Source organism: Acidimicrobiales bacterium, assembly GCA_034521975.1.
Taxonomy (GTDB): Bacteria; Actinomycetota; Acidimicrobiia; order Acidimicrobiales; family SKKL01; genus SKKL01.
On sequence record JAXHLR010000008.1, the window covers coordinates 1 to 20,871 of the forward strand.

Below are 20,871 nucleotides of genomic sequence, written 5' to 3' on the forward strand. Positions count from 1 at the left end.
GAAAGGGCCTCTGACCTGGGCATTCAAGTTGGTGGCGGGGGTAGGATTTGAACCTACGACCTTCGGGTTATGAGCCCGACGAGCTACCAGACTGCTCCACCCCGCGGCGGACTGGTGACGATAGCGGCGACCCGCCCCCGACGCCAACTCGGATGCCGATTGCCACTTCGCTCCCGCCGCGCGGGGACGACGTTGGCACGGGCCCGAGGGTGACGGCTAGGTCGAATCGGTCGGCACGACATCGGAGTCGCCGTCGTCGGCGCCCCCGTTGCCGTTGGCGACCAGCTCCAGTGCTCGGGCGATCAGGTCGCGGGCCTCGCCGACCAGCCGTTGGTACTCGCCCAGGTCGCCGTCGCGCAGCGCCTGCTCGGCCTCCTCGAACAGCTCATCTGCCTCGGTGAGCAGCTCGGCAGCCGTGCCATCCTCGAACGACGGAGGCTCGGTCGTGGTGGTGGTGGAAGGCGGATCCTCGTCGTCAGGTCCGTCGTCGTCGCCCGGGTCGAGCGGGTCGGGATCAGGCGCGTCGGGATCGAGCGGGTCGGGGGGCTCCTCGATGAAACCGGGATCCTCGCCGGTCTCGGGCTGGATGCCGAACAGCTCCTCGAGTGCCAGCGCCAGCGACGGCTGCATCACGATGTCGTTGCCGAAGGCCACGATCACGTTGCGCAGCTCGGGCACCTGGGTGGCTCCCGACGCCTGCACGTACAGGGGACGTACGTAGAGGATCGACTCCTCGACCGGCACCAGGATGAGGTTGCCGAGTCGCACCCGCGAACCCTCGCGGTTCAACAGTGCGATGCGCGACGCGATGTCCTCCTCGGACAAGATGTTGGCGTTGACGATGGCCGGACCGTCGATCTGAGATCCCTGCGGCATCTCGTAGACCACGAGCCTCCCGTACTCTTCGATCTCGCTCTTGGCCACCATGAACGAGGTCAGCTCCTTGCGCTCGTCGGCCTGGGAGATCGGCACGAACGACCGCAACATCACGAACGACTCGTCCTCCTCCTCGGGAAGGCGCATCAACAGGTAGTACGGGTCGATCCGGCGTTCGCGGGTGCCGGTCTGCTCTCCTTCGACGTTGGTGACCGGAGTGACCTGACCGGAGCCGTCGACGGTGACGCCTGGATCCTGGGCCACCTGCCAGGCCTGGTCCTGGGCGTAGAACTCCTGGGGATCGTCCAGGAAGTAGCGGCCCCACATGTTGGTCTGGACGGTGAAGAGGTCCTCCGGGTAGCGCAGGTTGTTGATCAACCCTTCGGGCATCTCGTCGAGGGGAGCGAACAGCTCGGGGAACGCCTGGGCGTAGGCCCGCACCAGAGGATCGCCGGGGTCGATGACATAGAGCGTCACCGTGCCGTCGTAGGCGTCGACCACCGCCTTGACCGAGTTGCGGACGTAGTTGAAGTTGCTGTCGAGCCCGCTGCGAGGATCGACCTGCTCGGTGTTGGCCTGCTGGGAGTATGGGAAGCGGTCGGTGGTGGTGTAGCCGTCGACCACGTAGTGGATCCCGCCGTCGGCCGCCACCGGGTAGGGGTCGGCGTCGAACTCGATGAACGGCGCCACCGTGTGCACCCGGTCGCGGATGTCGCGGATGTAGAGGATCTGAGACTCGTCGGTGACGAACCCCGAGATCACCGGCTCGATGTCGCCGAAGCGCAGGGCGAAGGCCAGCCGCCGCACGAGCGAACCGACCGGCACCCCGCCCTTGCCCTGATAGGCGGTGGTGATGGTTTCGCCGTCGGCGCCGGCCTCCTCGATCGACACCTCGGCCCGCTCGGTGCCGACGATGGCATAGCCCGGCAGGTTCTCGCCGAAGTACAGCTCGGGCCGCTCGAGCTCGAGATCGAGCCCCGGATCGGTCCGCACCGGGAGATCGCCGACGATGAAGTTCGGGCGACCCGACGGGTCGATGGCGCTGGCAGGGGCCACGGCCAGACCGTAGCCGTGGGTGTAGATGAGCGATCGGGACTCCCAGGACGGGTTGGGCACGCCGTCAGGGTTCAGCTCGCGGGTGGCGATCACGACCTGGGTGATGTTGCCGTCGACCATGTAGCGGTCGACGTCGAGGTCGTTGAACTGGTAGTAGCCCCGGTCGGCCTGCAACCGCTGATAGGTGTCGTTGACGATGCCGGGGTCGAGCAGCCGGATGTTGCGGATGGTCTCCTGGTTGGCCATGACGTCGTCGGCATCGAGGTCGGTGTTGTAGTCGAACGGCTGGGTCTCGACCTCGTCGAGCCCCATGGCGAAACGGGTGGACTCGATGTTGCGTTCGATGTACTCGGCCTCTCGGCTGGACTCGGCCGGTTCGACCTGGAACCGCTGGATGAACGCCGGGTAGATGCCCGACACCACCACCGACACGAAGGCCCACAGGCCGACCGCGACCACCGGCAGCACCCACCCCCGGCGCCAGATGTTGACCAGGAACAACCCGGCGGCGAAGAGCGAGATGAGCAGCAGGAGGTGAAGGGCGGGGAGCTGGGCGTTGACGTCGGTGTAGAGCGCGCCGTCGACGTGGCCCCGGCTCGAGACCGTGAGCTCGTAGCGATCGAGCCAGTAGCCCGCCGTGCGCACCAGGGCCATGACCGCGAGCAGCACCGACAGGTGGGCCTTGACCTGGGGTGTTGCGCGCTCGCCGGCGGTGTTGACCCGGATGCCGCCGTTGACGTAGTGCGCAGCGGCGGTGATGAGAAAGACCGTGACCAGCGAGCCGAACAGCCAGCCGGTGACGAAGGACAGGAACGGGAGCTGGAAGACGTAGAACCCGATGTCGGTGCTGAACAGCGGGTCGGTCATCCCGAACTCCTGCTGGTTCGTGAACAGGATCCACGACTCCCACTGCCCGGACGTGCCGACCCCGGCGATGAGGGCGAACACCGCCGAGACACCGAGACGCACCCAGCCCTGACGGTTGCCGACGACCTCGTAGTACCGCTCGATGACCTCTTCTTCGGGTCCGCTCGGCCGGAATCTGGGGGCCACCCGATCGGCGAACCAGAGGTTCACATACATCAGCACGAAGAACAGGCCGACGAAGATCAGCGCGAGCGCGACCTGGGCGCCGAGGATTCCTGTCCAGACTCCGGTCAGGTCGAGTGCCTGGAACCACAAGAAGTCGGTGTAGAAGCCAGCGATCCCGCGCAGCGACGTGAAGAACACGAACAGCGCGACCACGGCGACGATGAGGATGATGCGCCCCCGGTTCGGCGAACGCGAGGGACGGCTGGGCATTTGTGTAGGCGGCCGCATGATGGACGAGCCTACAGATCCCCCGGAACCAACAGGCACCGGCACCCAGGATGGGCCGGTGGATGGAGGTGGCCGGTGGGGAACGGCGTGCCCTTGGCGATGGGACCCTCGAGGGCGTCGTCCTCGCCGTCGGGGCAGGGCCCGGCACCCGGATCGACGACCCAACGCACCATGGTGCCGTCGGGCAACGCCGCATAGATGCCCCGGTTGAACGCGGTGTGCACGTACTGCGCCGCAAGGTCGCCGATGGTGGCCTTCCACCGGCGGTAGCACGCACGGACACCGTCGAGCGCATCGTCGGGATCGGTGCCGCCGGCGAGGTCCTTCACCCGCTCACGGATGGGCACCAGTAGGGCGTCGACCATCTCGACCGCCAGATCGTCGACCTCGACGTCGAGGTCGATCACGGTCTCGGCCGCCGGATCGTCGTCGGCGACCAGGGTGGTGGCCAGCTCGCTCCCCGATGCCGCGGCCAGCAGCAGCGTGTCGGTGGCGGCCTCGACAACGGTGGCCCGGTGCTGGTCGAGCGCGGGCAGCACCTCGGTGGCCACCGCCTTGGCCGGGCGACGCCGGATGAGGTCGAGCTTGTCGTTCTCGTCGTCGGCGAGCTGACGTTTCAGGATCCGGGCCAGCTCACGTTCGAGGTCGAGCACGTAGCGGTCGCGCCGTTCGAGCGCCACCTCGTCGGGATCATCGGGCTCCGCGGGTTCGGCCGGCTCGTCACCATCGGCGGACTGGGAGTCCTCGACCGGCACCGCATCCTCGGCGCCCTCGCCAGGTTCGGCGCTCGCATGCGACACCACCGTGTCATCGCCGGCGGGTTCGGCATCGATGTCGGGGACCTCGGAGCGGAGGCGGGCGAACAGCTCGTCGACCCGTGGCCCCTCGTCCCCCGTCTGGTCGGTGGCCACATCTGCCTCGGCGGCCACATCCGCCTCGGCGGGACCCTCGGGCTCGGCGATCGGTGCCGCATCGTCGAGCTCGGGCACCAACGCCAGGAGCCGGCCCGGCTCCTCGCCAGCAGCAGCGCTGCCGTCGTCGTCCTCGTGACCGTCACCATCCGCACTGGCCAGAACCGGCGCCGGCGGTGGCTCTGGTCGTGGTTCGGCATCGGACAGTGGCTCGCGCTCGGCCTCGATGGCAGGCGCCGCGTCCGGTGCAGGCTCGACCTCGGCAGCAGGCTCGGCCTCGGTTGCAGGCTCGGCCTCGGCAGCAGGCTCGGCCTCGGTTGCAGGCTCAGACTCGGGCTCGGATGGCGGGGAGGGGCGGGCCGCTGGCACCTCGCCGGTGTCGAGCAGCGGCACCCCTGCCACCCGGCCGGCATCGAGCTCGGCCTCGATCGCCTCGACCGACAGCTCGCCGTCGTCGGACTCGACGCGACGACCGGCGGACTCGGCCGCCAGCTTCGCCTCGGGCACCGCGACGCTGAGCTCGGTGGTGGCCTCCTCGAGGGTCCGACGCACCAAGGCGTAGGCATCGAGGAGACGCTCACGAGCAGCGCGGAGCTGTTCGAGCTGGGCCTTGCCCGTGCGACGACGACGGGCCAGATCCTTCAGGATCCGTTCACGCACCACCTGGGCTTCCGACACCATCTCGCGACCCTGCTGGCGGGCCTCCTCGAGCGCCGCCGCGGCATCGGTCTCGGCTTGGTCGAGCACCCGCTGGGCGTCGGTGCGGATCTGTTCGACCTCGGCATCGACCTGGACCCGCAGGGCATCGGCCTCGGCCCGGGCGTCGGCCAGGATCCGGTCGCGCTCGGACTCGGCATCGGAGCGGATCGACGCTGCGGCCGTCTCGGCCTCGGCGGTGCGGAGGCGCATCACCTCGGCGGCTTCGCTGGTCATCCGGTTGGCATCGGCCTGGGCTTCGCGGACCAACTGGGCGGTCTTGGCCTCGGCCTTGGCCCGGATCTCGGTCGCTGCCTCGCGGGCCGCTTCGAAGATCCTGGCGGTCTCCTCGCCCAGCAGCTCGGTCAGGCGGTGCTCGTCGATCTGGTCGAGATCGACGGGGTGAGGCTGGGACTCGTCGATCCTGGTCAGCAGGTCACGTTCGCGGTCGAGCACCTCGCGGAGACGCAGCGAGACCGACGAGAGGAACGCCCTGACCTCGACCTGGTCGAAGCCGCGAAAGGTGGTGGTGAACTCGCGCCGGGCGATCCGTTCGGGTTCGAGCTCGCTGGGATCGACCATCCACCCGATGGTACCGACATGGACGTCCCCGGGGTGGGAACCCCGCGCGGACGCACACGCGACCCCCTTGACAAGCCGTTCCACATCAGTCCTCCGGCAGCGGGGCCCCACCCAACTCGACCAGGGCCTCGAGCGCCTCGTCGAGGGTGGCCACCTCGATGAGCTCGACCGCGTCGCCCGCCCGGCGGTGGGCGGCCCCCAACTCGTCCGGTGGGGTGGCCGCCGGCACCAGGAACACCTCGAACCCGTCGCGGCGAGCCCCGACCGCCTTGTACTCGAGCCCGCCGATGGGACCCACGTTGCCGTCCCGGTCGATGGTCCCCGTCGCCGCGACCCTGACGCCGCCGGTGAGATCACCCGGGGCCAACAGGTCGAGCAGGGCGAGGGTGTAGGCCAGGCCGGCCGACGGTCCGCCCACTCCCCCGGTGTCGAAGCGGACGTCGACCGGGAAGTCGAAGGCGAGGTCCCGTGTGGCCGGCGCCACCCCCAGGAAGGCCTGGGACGGGTCGTCCTCCCGTTCGGTGAGGGTGACTGTGCGTTCGTCGCGGTCGGATGCGTCGAGCTCCTCGACGGTGAGGGCGACGGTGGTGCCGGGAGCCTTGTTGCTGATCGCGTCGACGAGGTCCTCGGCCTGTTGAACCGGCTCGCCGTCGACGGCGACGATGGTGTCGCCCACCTCGAGCACGTCCTCGGCCGGCATGCCCTCCTCGACGTTCATGATCATGGCCCCGGTACCGATGGTGTTGACCTCGTAGCCGAGACGCCGGAGCGCGACGTAGCTGGCGTTCTGAGTGGAGAGGTCCATCAGCTGCAGGTTGATCTGACGGTTCTCCTCACGGTCGCTGCCGATCAGCACCTCTTCCTCGGCCACGATGTCGGAGTCGGGGTCGAGAAAGGCCAGCGCGAAGCCGAGCACCGACAAGCGGCCGTCGATCGAGACGGTGGTGAAGGCGATGGTGCCGTCGTAGGGGTGGACGTCGGTCCCCTGGACCGTGATGACGTCGGCGGTGTCGCGGATCGCTCCCGGGGAGAACGACCAGTAGGGCACCTCGACGACCGCGGCGGCGATCAGCGCCGAGGTGAGCATCGCCACTGCAGCTATGGAGATCCACAGGGTGCGCCGAGCGCGCCGCGACATCCGTCGGTAGGGACCGAGGGCCGAGGTCGGAGCAGGTGGAGATTCGTCGAGGAGTTCGGTGGGTGGCGGTATCATCAGGTTCCATCGAGTCGAGAACGGACGTGCCCCGACAACGATCATCGGCCCCGGCGGTGACCCGGAGCGCCAAGAGAGTCCCACTAGCCTGCCACTCCTGCCCAGCGACCACGACGCGGGGCAGGAACCGAGCCGGGACGGCGAGGAGCGACCACCGGTGAACCTGCTACGACGTCAGCCCCGACCGCTGCCCCCGTCCGAGCCGCTCTATGGCGACGTGCCGTGGGTCAGCCCGGCCGAGACCGCACCACCGGTGTGGCGCCGGGCGTTGTCGGGTGTTGGCCTGGTGGTCCTGACCGTCGTGCTCGGGGTGGCGCTCGCCATCGCCATCGGCGTGCTGCTGCTCAGCGGCTTCTTCCTGGTCGACTACATGCTCAGTTGAGCGCCGCCGGCTCAGCGGCCGAACAGACCCCGCCGCTGGCCACCGGCACCGCTGAACTCGTCGTCGTAGTCCTCGGCCGGGGCATCGCCGGCCTCGTCGCCGAAGCCGCCGACCTCGGCCGCGGGCGGTTCGACGACCGGTGCCGGGGGAGGTGGTGGCGGTGCGGCCCACGGGGGCGTCTCCGATTCGGGAGCGAACGTCTCGTCCGCGGGGGTCGATGCCTCGTCGTCACCGCCGGCGTCGACGGGCCCGCCGTCGTCCTCGGCTCCCGCCTCGTCGCCGGCCGCGCCGGCCTCGTCCACGTCGGTCGGACTCGACCTTCCGAGGATGGCGGTGGGCGCCGACCGCCCCCGGGATTCGTCGCCGCCACCGTCGGCCAGTTCGACCTTGTAGTAGGGCTTGTACTCGAACGCCACCTCTTCCAGACGGAAGATGCGGACGTTCTCGACACCATCTTCGTTCCGGAGGCGCTCGACCACAGCGACGGCCTCCTCCACGGTGTCGGCTGGCTGATACCCGGGCTTGCCCTCGGGCGTACGGAAGATGACCATGTGGGACACGGGCGACTCCTTTCGGCCTTAACCAATCGGAGCGGAGGGTGCAGAACTTGAGGATCCGCCGGGCTCGATGACCGGATCGACCCCACCCACAGTGCCGAGAACCCGATGACCGAGCACCCAGCAGGCCCCGGCGACGCCGCGACACGGAAGCGGACGGTCGTGTTGGCCGGGCATCGTGGGGACTCCGAGGTGGCCCGCGGCCATCTCGACGATCACGACCCGGGAGTGCGGGCCAGCGCGGTGGCGGCACTGGCCCGGACCGGATCGCTGACCCCGGCAGAGCTGGCGCGCACGCTGCACGACCCCGACCCCGATGTGCGGCGCCGCGGGGTCGAGGTCGCCGCCACCGCAGCGGTGGGGAGCCACGAGATCGACCTGGTGCGGCTCCTCGACGACAGCGACGACCGAGTGGTCGAGGTCGCCGCGTGGGGACTCGGCGAGCTCCAACCCGCCGACGCGGTCGAGCCGCTGTGCGCCCTGGTGTCGAGCCACCCGGACTCGCTGGTGCGCGAAGCGGCGGTAGCCGCCCTCGGTGCCATCGGCGACCCTGGCGGCCTGCAGACGATCCTGGCGGCCACGACCGACATCGCCACCGTTCGACGCCGGGCGGTGATCGCGCTGGCGCCCTTCGAGGGCCCCGAGGTCGACGCCGCGCTCGAACGTGCCCGCACCGACCGCGACTGGCAGGTCCGTCAGGCCGCCGAAGACCTGCTCGCTCCCCCACCGGCGAACAGCGAGGAACGCCCGGACCGTTGAGGCGGGGTCAGCGTCCCGGGGCCCCCATGAACATCGACTTGAGGGCGTCGTAGGCCTCGATGCAACGTCCCGCGCCGATGACGACACACTCGAGCGGAGCGTCGACGAGGTGCACCTTCACCTCGGTCTCGGCGGCCAGGCGCACGTCGAGCCCGGCCAGCATCCCACCACCGCCGACCAGGTGGATCCCCTGTTCGATGAGGTCCTGTGCCAGCTCGGGCGGCGCGGTGCCGAGACAGGAGACGACCGAGTCGACGATGGTTCCGATCGGTTCGCTGATGGCCTCGCGCACCTCGCCGGGGGTCAACAGCACCGTCTTGGGTAGACCCGAGACCAGGTCGCGTCCCCGGACCTCGGCGTTCACGTCCTCGCGGACCGGCCACGCGGAACCGATCGTGACCTTGATCTGTTCCGCCGTCTGCTCACCGATGGCGATGCCGTACTCGCGGCGGATGTAGACCTGGATCGCCGCGTCGACGTCGAAGCCGCCGAGACGGACCGCCTGGATGGACACGATCCCCCCGAGCGAGATCAGCGCCGTCTCCGAGGTGCCACCACCGATGTCGACGACCATCGACCCCATGGCCTCGTTGATGGGAAGGCCCGCACCAATGGCGGCGGCCATGGGCTGGGCGATCAACTGGGCGTCGGCGGCACCGGCGCGCCGCGCTGCCTCGGTGACCGCCCGCCGCTCGACGGCGGTGATGGCCGACGGCACGCAGATCACCACGCGTGGGCGGTTGAACCGACTGACACCCACCCGCTGCAGGACCAAGCGAATCATCCGCTGGGTCACGTCGAAGTCGGTGATGGCCCCCTGTCGCAACGGCCTGACGGCCACGATGTTCGACGGAGTGCGCCCGATCATCTGCCAGGCCTCGTGGCCGATGGCGAGCACATCGCCGGTCTGGTTGTTCAGCGCGATCACGGTGGGCTCGTTCAACACGATGCCCTCGCCGCGGGAGTACACCAGGGTGTTGGCGGTTCCCAGGTCGATCGCCAGATCTCGTGCCAGTGGGCGCTCCTAGTCCTCGTCCTCGGCCGGATCGGTCTGCACCCCGGTGCCGGAACGGCTCTGAGACACCCCCGTCGATGGCGTCGAACGCCCGCCGGGCTGATCGCGAGGAGCCAGTGCCCGCATCTCGCGACGGAACTCCTCCATGGCCGACTCGGGCCGAGCCGGCTTGCTGTGCCTGCCGACCGCGATGACGATGCCGAGCGCGGCCACGAGCAAGGCGATCAGCAGGAAGCCGACCGGGTTCACTGGTTTCCTCCTGTGCCCGCGGGGGGGATGGTTCCATCGGTTGGGGTCGAGGCGACGTCGACCAGGTGCTGGGCCTCGAGGCCCCAGCTCTGACCGCCGTCCCAGTGCTCACGCTTCCAGATCGGCACCGTGGACTTCAACGTGTCGATCCCGAAGCGTGCCGCGGCGAACGCCGCGTCGCGATGCGGTGCCGAGGCCACGACCACCACCGCCGACTCGCCCACCGGCACTGGTCCGACCCGGTGCAGCAAGGCCACGCGGCCGAGGTCGGGCCACTGGTCGCGGGCGCGTTCGACGATGGCCGCCAACCGGGGCTCGACCTGCTCGGTGTAGGCCTCGTACTCGAGCAGCAAGACACCGGGCCGCCCCTCGGCGTGGTCGCGGGCGGTCCCCGAGAACAGCACGACCGCGCCGCACCGAGGCATGACCGCCCAGTTGGCGGCGGCCTCGACCGGCAAGGGATCGGCGCTCAGACCGACCCAGGTGTCGCTGTCGCGTGGCGCGTGCACTCGGCCATGGTAGGAGATCGAACACGTGACGTTGCAGGGCCGCGGACAATCGGGCCGCATCGGTCGATAATCTCCGCTGCGTGCCCGATGACGACTCCTTCGACGACGAAGCAGCCAGATTCGGTGATCCGGTGCATCCCGACGACCGCCTGTGGCGTCACCCGTCGGAGATCCACAAGGTCCCCCCTCCCGGCGCTCGCTCGATTCCCGACACCGTGGACTTCGCCCCGGCCCCGCGGCGAAGGACGGTCGCGGCCGCGGTCGCGGTGTCGAGTCTGGTCGGGGCCGCGGTCGCCGTGTCGGTCATCATGATCACCGGCGTCGGCGAACGCGTGGTCGAACGCTGGGTCGAGGCGCCAGGGCCCGTCCAGCTCGCTGCACCGTCCACCACCGTCGTCACCAGCACCACAACCACCACCGAAGCCTCACCCCCACCGCCCACCATGAGCGAGCTCGCCGAAGCGACATCGCCCTCGCTGGCGTGGATCACCGTGGTCAACGGTGAGGACTCGACCGACTGCGCCGGGGTCGTCATCACCACCGACGGGCACCTGCTCACCGAGGCCCAGCCGTTCGAGGACTTCTCGTCGATCACAGTCCGTCTCCACGACGGTTCCACCGAGGAGGGTGCGCTGGTCGGTGTCGATCCGCTGACCGATCTGGCGGTGGTGAAGGTGGGGCGAGACGACCTCGCGCCCGCCGCGCTGGGCGATCCTCGCGATCTCACCCCCGGTGGGGTGGTGCTGGTGCTCGAGCCCGACGAGACCGGCAAGGTGGCAGCCAGCGCGGCGATGGTCAATGCCGTCGGAACGCCTGCCCGTCTCGAGAGCGAGCTCACGCTCTACGACATGATCCGGTTCGACGCCCAGGTGCCGGTCGAGCTCTCCGGTGGCCCCCTGCTCAACGCCGACGGTGAGGTCATCGGGGTGACGGTGCGCGCCGGAAACGGGGCGCCCTTCGGCCTGGCCACCCCGATCGACGCAGCACGCGTCGTCGCCACCGACATCATCGAGGTGGGTCGCGCGCGGCACCCGTGGTTGGGGATCGAGGGTCGCCAGGAACAGGCGCAACCGGTCGTGCTGCGGGTGGTCGAGGGCAGCCCCGCACACGATGCCGGCTTGCTCCCCCAAGACGTGATCGTCGCGGTCAACGACGAGCCGATCCCGTCGATGGCCGCGTTCGTCACCGCCGTGCGGGGGCACCGACCAGGCCAGACGATCACCATCACCTATCAGCGCGACGGGGTCGAGGAGCAGATCGCCGCCGAGCTCGAGGTCCGCGAGGAACCGGCTCCGACTCCCGTCGAGGGGTAGCGATCAGCGCCCGCGACGCACCCGGCGGAGGATCCCCACCCCGGCCGCGCACGAGGCCACGACCCCTGCCGCAGCTGCACCGATGGCCAGCTCCTGGCGCCGCTTCGGACTGAGGGTGTCGAGCGGGCCGGGTGATGTGCCTGCCACATAGGCCTCCTCGTTGGTGTGGGTGGGCACCCACCCCAGCGAACGGAGACGGTCGTTGGCCACCACCCACGGGTGCATGATCCACGGCAGGATCTGGGGAGGCGTGGACGACAGACCAAGGCGCCAGCGGGTCGCCACGAATCGGCCCGCGATCGCCACCGGGACCCGCGGCCGGGGAATACCCGCCAGCGCCCGCATCGCATCAGGTGGGATCCACCCGTCGGGGGCCACGTTGAACGCACCGTCGCACCCCTGCTCGGCCACGAGGACCGCGGCCGAAGCCAGATCGTCGAAGTGCAGGAACTGCACCGGGGGATCGAACTCCCCGGCTCGGAGTCCCGCGGCCGACAGCAGAGCCGACGCCACCCAGCTGGCCGACTCCTCGGCAAGGGTCGTCGTGGGTCGCAGCACCGCCACCCGGGCCCGTGGGTGCTCGTTGCGGTGCCGCTCGGCGAGACGTTCGACCCTGGCCTTGTCCTCGGCGAAGGCGAAGCCCGGATTGGGCCGCGCCGGCGAATCCTCGGTGAGGGGGATGGGATTGTCGGGCCAGGCCCCATAGACGGTGGCGCTCGACACGAGGACCACCTGGTGCACGCCGGCTGCGCCCGCCGCGGCCAGCACCCGCTCGGTCAGCTCGACATCGACGCCGGAATCGACGCCGGAATCGTCTCGCCCCGGCCCGGGGGCGAGCACCGAGGCGAGGTGGATCAGGGTGTCGGCCTGCGCCAGCTGCGGCGCCAGATCGTCGGTGGCGAGGTCGAAGCGACGCGCGTGGAACCGCTCGGAGGGCTCGCACGGCCCGGGGACCAGGTCGAGTCCGGTGACCGGAGCCGATGACGACGAGGCCAGCAGCCGCGTCGCTACCCGGCTGCCGAGTGCACCCGAGGACCCGGTGAGGACGACGCCACTCATGGGCCTACCATGCCCGTGTGAGCGGATTTGGTCCATTCGGTGCAGGAGATCCCTTCGAGGGCGTGCCGTTCTTCGCCGACCTGGCGAAGATGCTGTCCCAGCAGGGTCCGGTGTCGTGGGACGCCGCGCGCCAGCTCGCCCACTCCATCGCGCTCGGCGGCGAGTCCGAACCCAACGTCGATCCCGCCGAGCGCATGGAGCTCGAACAGCTCGCCCGGGTCGCCGACCTCCACGTGGGGTCCACCACCGGGCTCGCCACCTCGGTGTCAGGCACCGGCGCCAGCATCGTCCCGGTCACCCGAGCCCAGTGGCTGACCCGTTCGCTCGACGCCTACAAGCCGCTGTTCGAGGCGATCGCCTCGGCGCTGACACCTGCCGAGGGGCACACCGATCAGCCCGAGCCCGCCGACCCCGAGGCGTTCGAACAGGACCCCGAGGCCGCGATGGGGGCCTGGCTCGGCGGGATGATGCAGATGCTGTCACCGATGATGCTGGGCATGACCGCAGGCTCGATGATCGGCCATCTGGCCAGCCGTTCGCTCGGCCAGTACGACCTCCCGATACCTCGCCAGCGCGGCCAGGACGAGATCGTGGTGGTGGTGCGGAACCTCGACGAGTTCGGCTCGGAGTGGAGCCTCGACCGCTCCGAGCTGCGATTGTGGCTGTGCCTGCACGAGATCGCCCACCACTCGGTCCTGTCGGTCCCCCACGTCCGTGCCCGTCTGGTCGACCTCCTCGAGCGGTTCGCGTCGTCGTTCGACCCCGACAGCTCTGCGCTCGAGGAGCGGCTCGGCACCTTCGACCCGAGCGATCCCCAGGGTCTGGCGGCCATGCAGTCGATGTTCGCCGAGCCAGAGGTGCTGGTCGGGGCGATCCGCTCCCCCGCCCAGGAAGCGACCCTGCCCCAGCTCGAAGCCCTCGTCGCGGCCATCGTCGGCCATGTCGACTGGGTGATGGACACCGTCGGTGGGCGGATCATGTCCGGGTACGGTCAGATCACCGAGGCCATGCGCCGGCGCCGGGTCGAGGCTGCGCCGTCTGACCGGTTCGTCGGCCAGCTGCTCGGTCTGGACCTCACCCAAGCGCTCTATGACCGGGGTTCGTCGTTCATCGGCGGCGTGGTCGAACGGGCCGGGCCCGAGGGCCTCGACCGCCTGTGGCAGAGCGAGCGCGACCTGCCAACGCCCGCCGAGATCGACGCGCCGGGTCTCTGGCTGGCCCGCATCGACCTCCCCGACGACGACGGCTGACCAGCCCGCCACCCGTCCAGGTCAGCGGGCCTCGGGATCCGGTTCGTGCTCGACGACGTCGTAGTCCGGCGGCAGGGGCTCGCCCTTCGGGCCGGTGCCGCCGGTGCCGGGGCGCAACTTGAGAGTGGCGGTCCGGCGCACCCGCCGGGCCCGGATCTTGGCCTCGGTCTTGATGCGGTCGGTGACCTCGTCGGTCTTGCGACGCCGCATCCGGCCGTGGACCAGCAGAAACTTGCGGCTGAGAAGATAGCTTCCGGCGGCGAACGCGGCCCCGGCCGCCACCATCAGGTAGCCGACCCGCCCCGGGATGGGCACCACGACCGGGATCGCCGCGCCCACCACCCAGATCAGCTGGAACCGGGTCTCGAACCGGGCGAAGGAGCGACCGCGGTTGGCGTCGGGGGCGTCACGCTGCAGGATCGAGTCGAACGCGACCTTGCCGGTGGCCGCGGCGATGCTGACGCTGAACGCGGCGAGCGCCGCGCCGACGAGGTTCCCGTAGAGGGCGGCGACGACACCGCAGCTCACCACGACCACCAGCGCGGCGACGAGAATGCGCTCCTCGGGGACGGTGCGACGGAGGCGGGGAGCCACGATCGCCCCGAGGGGCGCTCCCAACCCGGCCATGGCGACGGCGACACCGAAGTGCCACGTGGGGGCACCGGTCGAGATCTCGGTGACGGTCGCACCGAGCAGGTCGCGGGTGGCCGAACCGAGCCGCGACCCGAACTCCTCGACGAAGGGGCGTTCCTGGGTGCCGCGCAGCGTGAAGGCGATGAGGAAGGTCATGAACCCCACCAAGCCACGCATGAGCCCCATGGCCGACGCCGCGAGCAGGATGCCGGCGCCACGCAGCTCGGCGCGCTCGGTCTCGTCGGGCGGTTCGGTGGCCACCACCACCGACGGGAGCTTCGTCCCCACCACCGCGGCCGCTCCGAAGGTGACCGCGGCGAGACCGCACACCCACGGCGAGCCGCCCAACCAGAGGAACAGGCCCGCGGGGACGACCGCAGCCGCACCCGCGAGCCCCGAGAGCAACGACAGCTTCGAGTTGGCCGCCACCAGCTCCTCGTCGGTGGTGACCGTCGCCGGCACCGCCGCGCTCTTCGCGACGTGGTAGCCCTTGCCGAGCACCAGTATCCCGAACGCCAGCGGGAAGAGCAGCAGCGAATCGAGGTTCCAGATCATCAGCAGGGCGATGAGCGCCCGCGCCGCTCCCGACAGGACGATCATCCAGCGCCGCCCGCCCATCATCCGGTCGACGGCCGGCCCGATGAGCGGTGCGACCACCGCGAACGGCGCCATGGTCAATGCCAGGTAGAGACCCACCCGCCACCGGGCGTCGTTGGGGTCGATCGAGAAGAACAGCGACCCGGCGAGGGCGAGGGCGATCATGGCGTCGCCGGCCAGCAGCAGCGAGTGGGTACGAGCCAGCCGAACGAAGGGCGACACCACGAACGCGCCGGGGTCGGAGCGTCGCCGCGGCGAGAGGGGCTGCCAACCGGGGGTGTCGCTCACACGGACCTCACCGTGGCCATCGTAGGAGCCGCCCAACCGCCAGGCGCGCCGCGCTCACGACCTCTCACGAAGGTCGGCTCAGGGCCGGGGGACGCTGTACTTGTAGCCGAGCCCGCGGATCGTGATGATCCTGGATGGATTGGCCGGATCGTCCTCGACCTTGGACCGGAGTCGCTTGATGTGCACGTCGAGGGTCTTGGTGTCGCCGACGTAGTCCATCCCCCAGATGCGATCGATGAGGGTCTCACGGGGCAGGACCCGGCCCGCGTTCTCCACCAGCAGGTTGAGCAGCTCGAACTCCTTCAGGGGCAACCCGACCCGCTCGCCCCGGATGGTGACCTCGTGAGCCTCGGGGTCGATGGACACGTCGCCCACCTCGAGCGCCTCGCCCGATGGCGCGGGGGCGGCGTCGCCCGGGGCTCGCCTCAGCACCGCCCGCATCCTGGCGACCAGCTCGCGGAGCCGGTACGGCTTGGTGACGTAGTCGTCGGCGCCCACCTCCAGGCCGACGACGGTGTCGATCTCGGCAGATTTGGCGGTGACCATGATGATCGGCACCTTCGACGTCTTGCGGATCTCGCGACACACGTCGACGCCGGAGACCTTGGGCAGCATCAGGTCGAGCAGCACCAGGTCGGGATCGACCGACTCGTACATGGTCAACGCCTCGGCTCCGTCTCGGGCCACGTGGACCCGGAAGCCCTCGCGTTCGAGCCCGACGGTGAGGGCTTCGACGAAGGCCTCCTCGTCCTCTACGACGAGGATCGTCGCCTCGGCCACTGCCATGTCAACCTGCCTCTGATGTCGTCACAGGTACGGGACCGTCGCCGGTCGGCAACCGGAGGGTGAAGGTGGAGCCCTCGCCTTCCACCGATTCGACCAGCACCTCGCCGTGGTGGTTGTTGACCACGTGGCGGACGATGGCCAATCCGAGACCGGTGCCACCAGTCTGGCGGCTCCGAGCCCGATCGATGCGGTAGAAGCGCTCGAACACCCGCTCGAGGTCGCGGCTGGGGATGCCCATGCCGTGATCCTGCACCGAGATGTCGACCGACAATCCGTCGCTCGTGGCCCTGAGCTGCACCTTGGAGCCCGCCTCGCTGTACTTCACCGCGTTCTCGAGCAGGTTGAACACCGCCGAGACGAGCTGGCGCTCGTCGCCCACCACGGTGAGGTGCGCGCTGGTGTCGGCCACGGTGATGGTGATGCCCTGCTGGTCTGCTGCCGGTCGCATGCGGGCCGCCGCGCTCTGCAGGACCTGGGCCACCGGGACGGCCTCGCGGTGGGGATGCTCCTCAGCTTCGATCCTGCTCAGCTCGAGGAGGTCCTCGATGGTGCGGCCCACCCGGTGCGCTTCGTTGAAGATCCGCTCGGACAACCGGCTGGTGACCGCAGGGTCCTCCTCTCCGACGAGGGTCTCGGCCAACAGCGCCAGGGCACCGACCGGGGTCTTGAGCTCGTGGCTGATGTTGGCCACGAAGTCTCGCCGCACCGCTTCGAGCCGGCGACGCTCGGTGACGTCGTCGATCACCGCGATCGCTCCAGGACCGACGGTGTCGGGGTCGAGCGGCACCGCGGTGATCACCAGCACCCGCCGTGGCGGGCTGTGCAGCTCGACGGTCTCGACCGCGGTCTCGCCGCCGATCGCCCGCTGCAAGAGGTTGCCGATGGCGGCCTCGACGAGCGCATCGCTGTGGCGTGCCTCCGAGTAGAGCGACCCGGGCTGGTTGCGGAACACGACCTCGCCGCTGCCGTCGGCCACCACCACGCCCTGTGGGATGGCATCGAGGCTGCGGGAGAGCCGTTGCTCGGCCTGCTCGCGGTCGGATCGCTCGGCGCCGGCCACCCGGGCCGAGCGCTCGAGGCGATCGACGGTGGCACCCAGGTCGTCGGTGCGGCGCCGGATGGTCGTCGGGTCGAGCGAGTCCGCCACCCGGTCGATTCGACGGGTCGCCTGCCGCACCGACACGAGGTGGATCCCATAGGCGATGGCGAGGGCGACGGCCACGGCAACGATGGTGATGGTCGCGGTCACCGGAGCTCGGACGGGACCAGGAGCAGCATCAGCCTCGATGCTCCTCGGCGTCGCGGCGGGCCTTGACCCGTGCGGCGCCGGTGTGCTCGGGCATCCACCCCGTGACCATGAACTGGGTCTGGTTGCCGATGTTGACCGCGTGGTCGCCGATCCGTTCGTAGTAGCGACCGACCAGCGCGAGCTGCACCGCCGCCTGCAGGTCGATGGCTTCGTCGGTGTGGGCCTCGAAGATCGCCTGGACGAACTCCTTGTTGAGCCCGTCGAGACGGTCGTCCATGTCATCGAGCGCGGCGGCAAGGCCCGCATCTCCGTCCGCGTAGGCATCGATGGCCAACCGCAGCAGCCGGGCAGCTTCGACGCTCATGGCCTCGATCAGGCCCCGGAGCTTGGGCGTGAACTCGACCCCATAGATTCTCCGTGACGCCTTGGTGATGTTCACGGCCAGGTCGCCGGATCGCTCGATCTCGCCGTTGAGCTTCAGCGCGGTCACGATGCGCCGCAGGTCCCCCGCCATCGGTTGCTGCAGGGCCATGAGCCTGATCGCCTGCTCCTCGTTCTCGAGGCTCGCCTCGTCGAGGTCGTCGTCGTGCTCGATGAGCGACTGGGCACCCTCGAGGTCGTTGCCGAGCAGCACTGAGGTGGCCCGCGGAATGGCCTCGGTGGCCATGGCGGCCGCGCGGATGACCGCCTGCGCCAGCTCGTCGAGCTCCTCGTGGAACTGCTTGCGTGTCTCGGTCATGGACTCCTCCATCATCGCACCTCTGCCGTCATCCGAACCGGCCGGTGACGTAGTTCTCGGTGCGCTCGTCAGCCGGGTTGGAGAAGATGCGTTCGGTGCGGTCGCACTCGACCAGCACCCCGGTGCGATCGGGCCCGTCGCCGGCCTCAACCGAGAAGAACGCGGTGCGATCGGCCACGCGAGCGGCCTGTTGCATGTTGTGGGTGACGATCACAATCGTGTAGCGGGCCTTGAGGTCGACCATCAGGTCCTCGATGCGGGCGGTGGAGACGGGGTCGAGCGCCGAGCAGGGCTCGTCCATCAGGATCACGTCTGGCTGCACCGCCAGACAGCGGGCGATGCACAGTCGCTGCTGCTGGCCACCGGACATGCCATAGGCGTTGTCCCCGAGCCGGTCCTTGACCTCGTCCCACAGGTAGGCGTCGCGAAGCGCCCCCTCGACGGTGTCGTCGAGATTCTTGCGCTGGCCCAGCACCCTCGGCCCGAAGGCGACGTTGTCGTAGATCGACTTGGGGAACGGGTTGGGCTTCTGGAACACCATGCCGATCAGCTTGCGGACCTGCACCGGGTCGACCTTGGGGCCGTACATGTCCTGGCCGTGGTAGCGGACAGTACCGCTGACCCGCGCCGTGGGGATGAGGTCGTTCATGCGGTTGAGGCACCGCAAGAGGGTGCTCTTGCCGCATCCCGACGGTCCGATGAGGGCGGTGATGTCGTTGTGGAAGAGGTCGAGCGAGACATCGCGCACCGCCAGGTGCGACCCGTAGTGGACGCTCACCCTGTCCAGCTCGAACGTGCGCTCGGTCGAACTCGAGACATCAGCGCTGCGGGCAGCGAGCGCGCCGAGCGAGAACTCGGCGGAGATCGGCGGGGCGGAGGTCGGCTCGGTCACGGAAAGCTCGGGCTCCTGGGTCATGGTGTTGTCGGGCATGGTGTCCTACCAGTCTTGTTCATAGCGGTTGCGGAGATAGACGGCGGTGGAGTTGATGAGCAGCAGCACGCCCAGCATCACGAGGATCCCGGCGATGGCCAGCACCCGGAACTCGTCCTGGGGGCGTCCCCAGTAGTTGAAGATCATCACCGGGAGCGCGGAGTAGCCGCCGGAGAAGAAGTTGGGGTCGAAGCGCACGAAGGTGACCGCCCCCACCAGCAGCAAGGGCGCCGCCTCGCCGATGGCTCGGGCCACGGCCAGGATCACACCGGTGAGGATCCCGGGGATGGCAGCCGGCAGCACCTGGCGACGGATCGTCTGCCAGGGCGTCGCCCCGAGCGCCAGCGAACCGTCGCGGATCGACGGCGGCACCGACCGGATCGCTTCGCGAGCAGCGAGGATGACGGTGGGAAGCACCAGCAGCGCCAGGGTGAGCGATCCGGCGGCGACCACGAAGCCGAGGCTGAGCGGTCCACGGACGATGAAGGCGAGGCCAAGGATGCCGAACACGATCGAAGGCACCCCGGCCAGGTTCTGGATGTTGAGCTCGATCAGGCGGTTCCACCACTTCGTCCCGTCGGCGTACTCTTCGAGGTAGATCGCCGATCCCACCCCGAGCGGGACGATCAGGGCGATGACCCCGCCGATCAGGTACACGGTGCCCAGGATGGCGGTGCGGAAGCCGGACTGTGTGGGATCGACCGTCGAGGGTCCGTTGGTGATGATGTCCAAGCTCAGGCGCTGTCCACCCTTGACCGCGGCCCAGGTGATCAGGGCGACGATCGTCAACAGGGCGAGCGAGAGCCCCAGGAAGAGGACGGCTTGGAAGACGGTGTTGCCCACCTTGTCGGCACGCGAGCGCGTCCCGAAGGTCCGCTCGGTGGCGGCCCGTGCGCCGGACACCGCGAGCTGGGTGCGAGCAGCGGTCATTCGTAGGCCTCCCGGAAGCGGCGCACCAGCCTGATGGCCAGCATGTTCATGGCGAAGGTCATGATGAACAGGAGGGCACCGACGGCAAAGATCGTGTCGTACACGATCGTTCCCGCCGCGATGTCGCCCGTCGCCCGTCCGGCGATGTAGGCGGTCATCGTCTGGGCGCCCTGGAACGGATCGAAGCTGAGGGTGGGATCACCGGCCCCGGCGACGATGACCACCACCATGGTCTCACCGATGGCGCGTGAGACCGCCAGCACGAAGGCAGCCACGATGCCCGAGATGGCGGCGGGGATGACGACGCGGACCGCGACCTTCATCCGGCTGGCGCCCAACGCGTAGGCGCCCTGACGCAGGTCGGCGGGCACCGCCCGCATGGCATCGTCGGACACCGACGCCACGAGGGGGACGATCAGGAGGCCGACGGTGATGCCGGCCACACCGATGCTGAACGGGCCCCGCCACGACATCCCGGGCAGCAGATCCTGGAAGGTGGGGGTGAGCAACGAGAAGGCGAAGATGCCGAAGGCCACCGTGGGTATGCCTTCGAGCACCTCGAGCACGGGTTTGACGAGCTTGCGGACCCTGCGGCTGGCGTACTCGGAAAGATAGATCGCCGAGGCGAGGCCGATGGGGACCGCCACCACCATGGCGAACACCACCACCATGAGCGTGCCGACGACGATGGGCAGCACGCCGAAGGTGGGGTTGGCAAACGCCGGCGCCCATTGGGTCCCAGTCAGGAACTCGCGGATGGAGACCTCGCGGAACAGGTTGACCGACGGCACCAGCAGCGACACGACGATGGCGGTGGTGACGAGCACCGAGACCGTCGCGCACATGCCGAGGATGATCTTGATCAGCTTCTCGCCATGGCGCGGGCTCGCCGCCTCCAGCGACCGGCGTGGACCGGGATCCACGCCGACGCTGGAGGCGGCGATGTGACTCATACTCATGCCGAGGGGCTT

The 20,871-nt window shown here is 69.5% G+C and carries 19 protein-coding genes and 1 tRNA gene; 4 read left to right on the forward strand and 16 right to left on the reverse strand.

Annotation, left to right across the window (positions count from 1 at the left end; translation table 11 throughout):
• Positions 1 to 29: 29 nt before the first annotated feature.
• From U5K29_13385 to U5K29_13400, 4 genes are all read right to left on the reverse strand, one after another.
• A tRNA-Met gene (locus U5K29_13385) sits at positions 30 to 106 on the reverse strand.
• Between the two features lie 110 nt (positions 107 to 216).
• On the reverse strand, positions 217 to 3,234 hold the full coding sequence (locus U5K29_13390; GenBank protein ID MDZ7679529.1) for a UPF0182 family protein: 3,018 nt from the start codon (positions 3,232 to 3,234) through the stop codon (positions 217 to 219).
• A 29-nt stretch (positions 3,235 to 3,263) separates the two neighbouring features.
• Entirely contained in the window at positions 3,264 to 5,441 is a 2,178-nt protein-coding gene (locus U5K29_13395; GenBank protein ID MDZ7679530.1) for a DivIVA domain-containing protein, read from the reverse strand.
• Positions 5,442 to 5,526: 85 nt separating this feature from the next.
• Positions 5,527 to 6,528 (reverse strand): PDZ domain-containing protein, encoded by a 1,002-nt coding sequence (locus U5K29_13400; protein MDZ7679531.1) that lies wholly within the window; start codon positions 6,526 to 6,528, stop codon positions 5,527 to 5,529.
• 283 nt (positions 6,529 to 6,811) lie between these two features.
• Between U5K29_13400 and U5K29_13405 the strand changes: the two genes are divergently transcribed.
• On the forward strand, positions 6,812 to 7,036 hold the full coding sequence (locus U5K29_13405) for a hypothetical protein (GenBank protein ID MDZ7679532.1): 225 nt from the start codon (positions 6,812 to 6,814) through the stop codon (positions 7,034 to 7,036).
• 11 nt (positions 7,037 to 7,047) lie between these two features.
• On the opposite strand, the gene U5K29_13410 is transcribed toward U5K29_13405, so the two are convergent.
• Entirely contained in the window at positions 7,048 to 7,596 is a 549-nt protein-coding gene (locus tag U5K29_13410; GenBank protein MDZ7679533.1) for a hypothetical protein, read from the reverse strand.
• A gap of 105 nt (positions 7,597 to 7,701) precedes the next feature.
• Between U5K29_13410 and U5K29_13415 the strand changes: the two genes are divergently transcribed.
• Positions 7,702 to 8,352, forward strand: a complete 651-nt coding sequence (locus U5K29_13415; GenBank protein ID MDZ7679534.1) for a HEAT repeat domain-containing protein — start codon at positions 7,702 to 7,704, stop codon at positions 8,350 to 8,352.
• A 7-nt stretch (positions 8,353 to 8,359) separates the two neighbouring features.
• On the opposite strand, the gene U5K29_13420 is transcribed toward U5K29_13415, so the two are convergent.
• From U5K29_13420 to U5K29_13430, 3 genes are read right to left on the reverse strand one after another with little or no spacing between them, the layout of a single operon-like run.
• Positions 8,360 to 9,367, reverse strand: coding sequence for a rod shape-determining protein (locus tag U5K29_13420; GenBank protein MDZ7679535.1), 1,008 nt, complete (start codon positions 9,365 to 9,367; stop codon positions 8,360 to 8,362).
• Between the two features lie 9 nt (positions 9,368 to 9,376).
• Entirely contained in the window at positions 9,377 to 9,616 is a 240-nt protein-coding gene (locus U5K29_13425; protein MDZ7679536.1) for a hypothetical protein, read from the reverse strand.
• On the reverse strand, positions 9,613 to 10,125 hold the full coding sequence (locus tag U5K29_13430) for a molybdenum cofactor biosynthesis protein MoaE (GenBank protein ID MDZ7679537.1): 513 nt from the start codon (positions 10,123 to 10,125) through the stop codon (positions 9,613 to 9,615). The genes U5K29_13425 and U5K29_13430 overlap by 4 nt, the downstream gene beginning before the upstream one ends.
• 80 nt (positions 10,126 to 10,205) lie before the next feature.
• On the opposite strand from U5K29_13430, the gene U5K29_13435 reads away from it, so the two are divergent.
• Positions 10,206 to 11,438 carry a PDZ domain-containing protein gene (locus U5K29_13435; protein ID MDZ7679538.1) on the forward strand — a complete coding sequence of 411 codons (1,233 nt, stop codon included), beginning with the start codon at positions 10,206 to 10,208 and terminating at the stop codon, positions 11,436 to 11,438.
• Positions 11,439 to 11,441: 3 nt separating this feature from the next.
• On the opposite strand, the gene U5K29_13440 is transcribed toward U5K29_13435, so the two are convergent.
• Positions 11,442 to 12,497 carry an NAD-dependent epimerase/dehydratase family protein gene (locus tag U5K29_13440; protein ID MDZ7679539.1) on the reverse strand — a complete coding sequence of 352 codons (1,056 nt, stop codon included), beginning with the start codon at positions 12,495 to 12,497 and terminating at the stop codon, positions 11,442 to 11,444.
• A 17-nt stretch (positions 12,498 to 12,514) separates the two neighbouring features.
• Here U5K29_13440 and U5K29_13445 point away from each other — a divergent pair, with 17 nt between their 5' ends.
• Entirely contained in the window at positions 12,515 to 13,747 is a 1,233-nt protein-coding gene (locus U5K29_13445) for a zinc-dependent metalloprotease (GenBank protein ID MDZ7679540.1), read from the forward strand.
• A 21-nt stretch (positions 13,748 to 13,768) separates the two neighbouring features.
• Here the strand turns inward: U5K29_13445 and U5K29_13450 are convergent, their stop codons facing one another.
• From U5K29_13450 to pstC, 7 genes are all read right to left on the reverse strand, one after another.
• Positions 13,769 to 15,265: an MFS transporter gene (locus tag U5K29_13450; GenBank protein MDZ7679541.1), complete on the reverse strand. Its 1,497-nt coding sequence runs from the start codon at positions 15,263 to 15,265 to the stop codon at positions 13,769 to 13,771.
• Between the two features lie 78 nt (positions 15,266 to 15,343).
• On the reverse strand, positions 15,344 to 16,051 hold the full coding sequence (locus U5K29_13455; protein ID MDZ7679542.1) for a response regulator transcription factor: 708 nt from the start codon (positions 16,049 to 16,051) through the stop codon (positions 15,344 to 15,346).
• Between the two features lies 1 nt (position 16,052).
• The gene (locus U5K29_13460; GenBank protein ID MDZ7679543.1) at positions 16,053 to 17,300 is read right to left on the reverse strand and encodes an ATP-binding protein; all 1,248 of its coding nucleotides are present in this window, start codon (positions 17,298 to 17,300) and stop codon (positions 16,053 to 16,055) included.
• 28 nt (positions 17,301 to 17,328) lie between these two features.
• On the reverse strand, positions 17,329 to 18,039 hold the full coding sequence (gene phoU, locus U5K29_13465) for a phosphate signaling complex protein PhoU (GenBank protein MDZ7679544.1): 711 nt from the start codon (positions 18,037 to 18,039) through the stop codon (positions 17,329 to 17,331).
• Positions 18,040 to 18,067: 28 nt separating this feature from the next.
• Positions 18,068 to 18,970 carry a phosphate ABC transporter ATP-binding protein PstB gene (gene pstB, locus U5K29_13470; protein ID MDZ7679545.1) on the reverse strand — a complete coding sequence of 301 codons (903 nt, stop codon included), beginning with the start codon at positions 18,968 to 18,970 and terminating at the stop codon, positions 18,068 to 18,070.
• A gap of 6 nt (positions 18,971 to 18,976) precedes the next feature.
• Complete coding sequence (pstA, locus tag U5K29_13475; protein ID MDZ7679546.1) at positions 18,977 to 19,900, reverse strand: phosphate ABC transporter permease PstA; 924 nt, start codon at positions 19,898 to 19,900, stop codon at positions 18,977 to 18,979.
• The gene (gene pstC, locus U5K29_13480; GenBank protein MDZ7679547.1) at positions 19,897 to 20,859 is read right to left on the reverse strand and encodes a phosphate ABC transporter permease subunit PstC; all 963 of its coding nucleotides are present in this window, start codon (positions 20,857 to 20,859) and stop codon (positions 19,897 to 19,899) included. The genes pstA and pstC overlap by 4 nt, the downstream gene beginning before the upstream one ends.
• Between the last annotated feature and the right edge of the window lie 12 nt (positions 20,860 to 20,871).